The following is a 7,056-nucleotide window of genomic DNA, read 5'->3' on the forward strand; positions in this document are numbered from 1 at the left end:
CCGCGAGGATGAAGTAGAGGGCCGAGAAGGAGTACCAGCCAGCTAGAAGGATGGCGTAGGCGTTTGACGTCAGGAGGGCAAGCCCCCAGCCGAAGAAAATCGAGCCGAACTGGGCCGGATGACGCATACAGGAGTATATTCCAACCGTTACAAGCCTCTCCGGTTTTCTGATGCCCTTCCTTATATCGAAGTGGCCGTACTTCTTCAGCGTTCTTCCGGCGATGGCGTTGAGGAGAAGACCGTAGGCCATCATGGAGAGGCCGAGCGGAACGGTTAGCCATCTGAGCCTATCGGGGAGTTCTCCTCCGGTGTAGATGCCGACCAAGACTATTACTGCCCACCACGAGAACCAGAAGGCGAACTTCGGAGCGAACTCGCTCTTCAATGACCTTCCCTCCCGTAAGGCTACCACCCTTCCCCCTATAAACGTTTCACCCGAATCCAAGAAACTCCACCAACAGCTTAAAGAACTCCGTTTTTCTTCCGGCTGGCGTTATGAAGCGGTGCAGGAGGAGCTCTTCCCTGATTTTGTCATCTCTGAGTTCCTCTGGGAGCTCGTTGAAGTTTTTAGCTCTAATCAAAGCCCTAACTACCTCCCAGCCGTCCGGAAAAAGCGAGTTGAAATAGCTTTTCAGCCACTTCTCATCGATTGAACGGACGAAAAGTTCCCCCTCGCGCAAGAGCCGGTAATAGGTGTGGTGTTTGTGGACCTCGAAGGCCTTCTTAAACCTCGCTTTACTCCTCTTTATCGCGCTCCCCGAGTCCCTCTCCACCAGTCCCGCTTCCATAAGTTCCCTTACCGCGTCCTCGATGAGGGGAAGCGGAAGCTCGCTTATCCTCGCCATCATCTTGGCGTAATCTACGGTGGCCTTTCTTAGGTGGGCTAGGACGTAGAGGTGAACCGGTAAAAGCTTAAGGCCTTTGAATGAAGCGGGATGTTCTCCTCGCGTACTTCCGCCACTCATCGCCGAACCTCTCCTCAAGGGCTTTCTCTTCCTCGCCTATGAAGGCCAGAACCGAGAGCCAGTAGATAACCGGGAGGAAGAGCATAAAGCCACCTATCACCAGTGAAAAGCCGGGGAGAATCAGAAAGCCCCAGATGGCGTATATCGGGTGCCTGACCCTAGAGTAACACCCCTTCGTCAAAAGCTCGCCCCTCGCGTAGGCCTTTGAAACCTGAAGGTAGCAGACGAGCCAGAGGGTCAGTCCGGAAACGAGGAGGAAGAGGCCGAGGAGGGGGAAGGCTAAGCCCATGCCAGACCTCCCGTTAAGATAAAAGGCCAGAAGGGCGTAGGAACCCGAGGCAAGTCCGACCTTTGGTTCGATTCCCCAGAACCTCATGCTCACTCCTCTAAGATTGGCTTCCCGATGGCCTTTTTCTTCTCCTGCACCTGCTCCCACAGCTCGTCGAAGTTCTCAACGAGCCTCTGAAGGGCGAGCTTTAAGTCCCTCGTCCTTGTGAAGAAGGCCACCTTGTTGGTCTTGTCACGAATTCTTAGAAAGTTGGGGCCCATTCTGAACGCTGCCAAAACGTCAACGTCCAAAAGCTGGCCTACAACGGCCTTGAACTTCCTCGGGTCGCCGTGGCCTTCGTCGTGCTCCTCCTCGATGTCCTTGGCCCTGTTGGGCCTCTTCTCAAGGAGTTTAACGTTCCCGTCTTCACAGATTTCATAGATCGCGAAGAACTCCGAATCGCCGTAGTGGGCATCTATGAGGTGTTCATCGTCCTCCATTCCAAAAGCAACTTTGAGGCATCTTTTCTCCATTGGCATCACCGGGAGAAAAATCGAAAGAGGATTTAAAAGCATTAGGTCTGCCTAATCAAAGGTCGATGTCTTCGAACCACTGCTCCAGTAAATCCTCCGGGATGTCCTCTTCCTCGACTTCTTCCTGCACAAACTCCCACATCTCAAGGTGCCTTTTCAGAATTTCCACGTGTTCCCTGCTTATCTCCGCAAGCCAGCGGAACAATCTTCTAGTTCTTTCGGACTTTGCCCGCATGCTGAGCTCCGAGTAAAGCCTTGCCGTTGCTTCCTCCGCATCTATCGCGTATCTGTAGTAGTCCTCGACTCTAGAATCCGGCTCAGTTAGTACCCTTTCTAAGAACCCCATTGCGACCTCAATCTCGCTCAGTCCCCTTGTGTTCGCGGGCACACGAACTTTTTCGAGCAACTTTGCGTTTCTCTCTGCGTGGCTCGCGAGCAGTTTAAGGTCGTCCCTGAAGTCCCTTGGAACGAGCGGAATGAGGGCCCTGTAGAGTTCGGCCTTTTTCATCTCAATCCTCGCTAGGTCCATGTTGATCACCATGTTTAGTAACAGAAAGTTAATAAAAATCTTTCGGACTTTTGTGATTATGCACAAGGCTTAAAAGGAATTCGGCCCCCCTAACTCGGGGGTGAGAAGTTGCAGATAGCCGTGAGCGGTGGAAAAGGAGGCACTGGGAAATCAACGGTTGCGATTAACCTTGCGGTCGAGCTAGCAAGGCGCTTCAAACTTGTTCTGGGTGATCTCGACGTTGAGGCTCCCAACGACCACATTCTCCTCGGAGTTAAGCTGACCAACGAGAGGCCGGTAAACCAGTTCATGCCCCGCTTTGACTACTCCAAGTGCACCCGTTGTAGGAAATGCGCCGAGGCCTGCGAGGAGCACGCGATAGTAACGTTGAGGGACGGAACGCCCTTCCTCATGCCGAACCTCTGCTCCGGTTGCAGGGCCTGCGAGATAGTCTGCCCCGTCCCGGGCGCCATCCAGGAGGCCTTCCGGGTTATAGGCCACACCTACGTAACGGAGACCCCCTACGGGTTCACACTTGTAACTGGGAAGCTGAGGGAAGGCGAGGAGCGCTCGATGCCCCTCGTCGTCGAGGCCAAAAAGCTCGCCCGCTCGGTTCCTCATGAACTCCTCCTCGTTGACACAGCCGCTGGAACAGGGAACACCGTTTCAAAGGCTATCGAAGGCTCGGAGTTGCTTATAGCGGTTACAGAGCCCACACCGCTGGGCATACACGACACTGAGCTCATCCTGAGGCTCGGCCAGCTTATGGACATGCCCACGTGGGTAGTCATCAACAGGGCCGACCTCGGTGAGAGGGAGAGGGTCTATGCACTGGCTGAAAAGTACGGGGCGGAGGTCGTAGCCGAGATACCCTACAGCGAGAACATAGTAAGGAGCTACGTTCAGGGAGAGCCCGTTGTCCTCTGGGACGTTCCCGAGGCAATAATCTTCCGGGAGCTGGCGGAGAAAGTTGCTCGCTTTCTCGGAGGTGATGAGTGATGCAGATAGCCATAGCGAGCGGTAAGGGTGGCGTCGGGAAGAGCAGTATAACCGCTTCACTCCTCTATCTACTCAAGGACGAGTACAGCTTCGTGGCCGTTGATGCCGACGCTGAAGCCCCTAACCTCAGCCTTCTCCTCGGCGTTACGGAGTGGGAGGAAGAGAGGGAGCACTTTGGGGCGAAGGTGGCCAGAATAAACACCGAGAACTGCGTAAGGTGTGGCATCTGTATGGAACGCTGTCCCTACGAGTGCATTTACATAGACGATGAGGGCAACTACGTCGTCAACGAGCTCACCTGCGAGGGCTGTAACGTCTGTGGCCTCGTCTGCCCCGTTCCCGGGACGATAAGCCTAGAGGAAGTCCGCTCGGGGATAATAAGGAAGGCCACGACCAAGTACGGCTTTCCGATAATATCCGCCCAGCTCGATGTTGGCCGGCCCGAGAGCGGAAAGCTCGTCACGGAGGAGAAGGAGTGGGCTAAAAAACTTATGGAAGAGCTCAAGCTGGAGCACATGATAGTTGACTCGGCAGCTGGAATTGGCTGTCAGGTGATAGCGAGCATAGGCGGGGCAGATTTGACGATACTCATAGCGGAGCCAACGCCCGCTTCCCTCTCCGACGTCCAGAGGGCTTACAAGGTCGTCCAGCACTTCAGACAGCCGGCTTACTTAATAATCAACAAGGCCGACCTCAACCCGGGCTTCACCAGGCTGAGGGAGTGGGCCGAGAGCGAGGGAATCCCTGTTCTCGGAGAGATACCCTATGACAGAGCCATACCGAGGAGTATGAGCCTCCTCAAGCCCTTCGTCGAGGCCTTCCCAGAGAGCCAGGCGAGCAGGGCGATGGTTGAGCTCGCCGAGAGGATAAAGGAGGAAATCCTCGGTTAGTGGCACCGGAAATCTGAAACCCGGCTGGAGAAGGTGGTTTTGGTTTATTGGCTTTGTTCTTTTTTGAATTTCCCTCAGGCTGGCCCAAAGGGCTTTAACTGCCGTAAGGATTGGTATGGGGACTTTTCGGGTTTTGATTACCCCGACGGTGGTAATTTCCCACTGGATGAATACATCTGGAAGCGGGGAGAGCCAACACCGGAATTTAGCGTGTTCCGGTCCAACGGGAGAGACTAAGGGTTAAGCCCGCCCACTCTATTTCTGAGGATTTATAAATGGTGTGCAGTGGCATGGGTTTTCACGGTAAGGCTCAAACTTTTATTTCCGGAAAATGGGAAAATTTCCCGGGGTGTCCGTAGGACAGTGTTGTGTGGAAAGGCTACTGGATACCATGCGTGCTGGAGTTTGTCGTATATTGTTTGTTTCGCAGAACAACATTGTATGGGAAGGTGATGACTTATTTTCCCTCTTGGCGTTGCATATTCATCTCCGTAGAACAGCCCCAAACTGCACTTCTCCCCCGACGGTCGCGGGGGTTCTTCGTGGGAAGTGAATACAACCTTCCTGTGATCCCGAACTCCCTGGTTGTCTCACCCCTGTGGTTCGGCTTGCTATTCAACTTTATGTAATTCTCTGTAAAATCTTCAATTTTAAGCCTTTGAATCAGAATTTTAGGGGTTTTTCTAATCACAAGGCTTATAAATTTTGGAGTGCAGTTATGGGGTGCCCGTAACCATAAGGGTGTGCCGGATGAGACTGAAAGTTGCTTTTTATCCTGAAAATGGAACTTTTGAGAGGCCGAACAAACACGCAGTCCAGGGGTTCATCTACAGCCTGCTGAAGGGCTCGGAGTACGGCGAAAGGCACGACGAACCTCGCTTCAAGTTCTTCACCTTCTCGGACTTCTTCATGGACTCCATGGGGAGACCCACACTACTCATCTCTTCCCCGGAGAAAGGCTTCATTAACACTCTATACGGCGCCATCAAGGATAACTTCAAGCTCCACCAGCACAGAGACCTTCGCTTCTTCCTCCAGAGGCTCAAGGAGAACGCGGAGAAGAAGTACGAGGCCTTTTACGGCGAGGATTTCTTCCTCGAAGGGCCCATCTTTGACAGGCTTATCCCAAAGCTCAGAAACAATGGAAAGCTCGACGTCTACGTCAAGGTCGTCAAGAACGGCGTTCCCTTTCCCGTGATAGGCTCGAACTGGGAGCTCCTTGAGAAGGAGCGCATAAGACCTGAGGAAAGGCGCTTCTACCGCTTCATAATGGACGCCGGCCTCGGTGAGAAGAACAGCCTCGGCTTCGGCTTTTTGAACCCCATCAGGAGGTGAAAGATTGAAACTTGAAGAACTTGTTGCCCTCGGCGGGCTCCTCCACGACATCGGAAAGCCCGTGCAGAGGGCTGGCATTTACTCGGGCGACCACTCGGAGCAGGGAGCGGAGTTCCTTAGATGGCTGGCAACGGAAACGGGGAGAGAAGAATACGGGCTTCTCGCGCTTTTCTCGGCTTTCCACCATAGCGAGCACTTCAACGAGGTCAGAATCAGGGAGGCAATTAGGAGTCTTCCGGAGTGCTTTGGGCTGAGCGAGGAGGACATTATAAGGGCCCTGTGGATAGTTTACGAGGCCGACAACCTCTCCTCGGCCGAGAGGGAGAAAGGCAAACCCCGGAATATAAGGCCGCTCTACTCAATTTTCAACAGGGAAAAGGCCTACCGGCCGGTTGTCCTTGAATTCGGTCAGGAGTTGCCGGTTCCCGGGGAGGTTGAAAGCCTAACAAAATGGGACTACAGAAACGTGATAGAAGGCCTTACAGAAGACCTCAAGAAAAGTGAGCTCCGGGTTGATAGACTACTCCCGGTTCTTGAGAAGCGCCTCACCTTCGTCAGCTCTGTAACCGCTAAGGGAAACGTCATCTCGCTCTACGACCACATGAGGATGACCTCCGCCATAGCTCTGGCCATGCTGAAGGCCGGCTGTACAGCGGAGGAGGTAAAAGCCGGGAGGTGCAGGAGGGAAAAGATGTTTCTCCTGATTGAAGGTGACTTTTCAGGAATACAGGACTTCATCTACGGGATAAGCGGAAAGGGAACGCTAAAGTACCTCCGCGCTAGGAGCGCCTATCTGGAGCTAATTGCCTGGGACATCGTCCTCGAAATCATCAACAGGCTCGGTTTAACAAGGGTCAACGTTATATTCAACGCCGGCGGGCATTTCCTCATCCTCGGCCAGAACACCGAGGAAGCCAGAAAAGAGCTCGAAAGCATAAGGAAGCACGTTGTTGAGTGGCTCTACCGCGAATTTGACGGAAAGCTCTACCTCGCTCTGGACTGGGAGGCTGTGAGCGGGGAAGAGCTCGGAAGGGATAAAGAAGGCCATCCCCTGCTCCCAATTGCACGGAAGAGGCTAAAGAGAAAGCTTGACCTCAGGAAGCTGAGGCGCTTTGGAGAAGTTGAAGGGCTCTTCAAAGAGCCAGAAGCCAGTGAAAGGCTTGAGGAGTGCGCTGTCTGTGGGAAGGAAGTGTCGAAGAGCGAGCTTAAGGAGTTCAGTTTAGGGGAGGACAAAGTAGAGGCCTGTGAAACGTGCATAGAGCTCTTTAGATTGGGTGAAAAACTGCCCAAGGTTAAAGGCTTTGTATTGGACAGGAAGGCCTATGAGGGTGAGGACATAACGAAAGGCCCGTTCAGGTACTTCATACCCTACGAGAAAGGAATTCCACTTGGAGAAGTTCTCCTCCTCAAAAACACCCTTGACGTTCCCGGGAACCTTCCGGAAACCATCGAGTTCGTCCCGTACTTAGTGGCCGACTACTTCAAGCCAAGTGAGAAGAGCGAATACGTAATAGCGGACTTTGACGAACTCGCGGGGGATAAAGAGGACACGAAGAAA

9 protein-coding genes are annotated in these 7,056 nt (G+C 53.4%); 4 read left to right on the top strand and 5 right to left on the bottom strand.

What is annotated here, in order from left to right; all coding sequences use genetic code 11:
• From MVC73_RS10475 to MVC73_RS10495, 5 genes are all read right to left on the bottom strand, one after another.
• The coding region (locus MVC73_RS10475) for a methyltransferase (protein WP_297510801.1) at nt 1-412 on the bottom strand (412 nt) is incomplete at its 3' end.
• A gap of 19 nt (nt 413-431) precedes the next feature.
• Nucleotides 432-965 (bottom strand): DUF2250 domain-containing protein, encoded by a 534-nt coding sequence (locus tag MVC73_RS10480; protein ID WP_297510805.1) that lies wholly within the window; start codon nt 963-965, stop codon nt 432-434.
• Nucleotides 913-1,341, bottom strand: coding sequence for an isoprenylcysteine carboxylmethyltransferase family protein (locus MVC73_RS10485; RefSeq protein WP_297510808.1), 429 nt, complete (start codon nt 1,339-1,341; stop codon nt 913-915). Before MVC73_RS10485 ends, MVC73_RS10480 begins: the two co-directional genes overlap by 53 nt.
• 2 nt (nt 1,342-1,343) lie before the next feature.
• Nucleotides 1,344-1,772, bottom strand: coding sequence for a NifB/NifX family molybdenum-iron cluster-binding protein (locus MVC73_RS10490; RefSeq protein WP_297510826.1), 429 nt, complete (start codon nt 1,770-1,772; stop codon nt 1,344-1,346).
• A 49-nt stretch (nt 1,773-1,821) separates the two neighbouring features.
• Nucleotides 1,822-2,307 (bottom strand): ferritin family protein, encoded by a 486-nt coding sequence (locus MVC73_RS10495; protein WP_297510811.1) that lies wholly within the window; start codon nt 2,305-2,307, stop codon nt 1,822-1,824.
• A gap of 96 nt (nt 2,308-2,403) precedes the next feature.
• Between MVC73_RS10495 and MVC73_RS10500 the strand changes: the two genes are divergently transcribed.
• The 4 genes from MVC73_RS10500 to cas10 form a co-directional block, all read left to right on the top strand.
• Entirely contained in the window at nt 2,404-3,273 is an 870-nt protein-coding gene (locus tag MVC73_RS10500; protein WP_297510814.1) for an ATP-binding protein, read from the top strand.
• A complete protein-coding gene (locus MVC73_RS10505) occupies nt 3,273-4,163 on the top strand; it encodes an ATP-binding protein (RefSeq protein ID WP_297510817.1) in 891 nt (296 codons plus the stop codon). Before MVC73_RS10500 ends, MVC73_RS10505 begins: the two co-directional genes overlap by 1 nt.
• Before the next feature lie 750 nt (nt 4,164-4,913).
• On the top strand, nt 4,914-5,498 hold the full coding sequence (gene cas6 / locus MVC73_RS10510; protein WP_297510819.1) for a CRISPR-associated endoribonuclease Cas6: 585 nt from the start codon (nt 4,914-4,916) through the stop codon (nt 5,496-5,498).
• A 4-nt stretch (nt 5,499-5,502) separates the two neighbouring features.
• A partial coding sequence (cas10, locus tag MVC73_RS10515) for a type III-A CRISPR-associated protein Cas10/Csm1 (protein ID WP_297510823.1) occupies nt 5,503-7,056 on the top strand: 1,554 nt, incomplete at its 3' end.

The organism is Thermococcus sp., assembly GCF_027052235.1.
In the GTDB taxonomy this organism is placed as follows: Archaea; Methanobacteriota_B; Thermococci; order Thermococcales; family Thermococcaceae; genus Thermococcus.

What these genes read in the sequence shown, in the direction of transcription:
- MVC73_RS10480 (WP_297510805.1), bottom strand. Translation starts at nt 965, where the DNA reads ATGAGTGGCGGAAGTACGCGAGGAGAACATCCCGCTTCATTCAAAGGC.
- MVC73_RS10485 (WP_297510808.1), bottom strand. Translation starts at nt 1,341, where the DNA reads ATGAGGTTCTGGGGAATCGAACCAAAGGTCGGACTTGCCTCGGGTTCC.
- MVC73_RS10490 (WP_297510826.1), bottom strand. Translation starts at nt 1,772, where the DNA reads ATGCCAATGGAGAAAAGATGCCTCAAAGTTGCTTTTGGAATGGAGGAC.
- MVC73_RS10495 (WP_297510811.1), bottom strand. Translation starts at nt 2,307, where the DNA reads ATGGTGATCAACATGGACCTAGCGAGGATTGAGATGAAAAAGGCCGAA.
- MVC73_RS10505 (WP_297510817.1), top strand. Translation starts at nt 3,273, where the DNA reads ATGCAGATAGCCATAGCGAGCGGTAAGGGTGGCGTCGGGAAGAGCAGT.
- cas6 (WP_297510819.1), top strand. Translation starts at nt 4,914, where the DNA reads ATGAGACTGAAAGTTGCTTTTTATCCTGAAAATGGAACTTTTGAGAGG.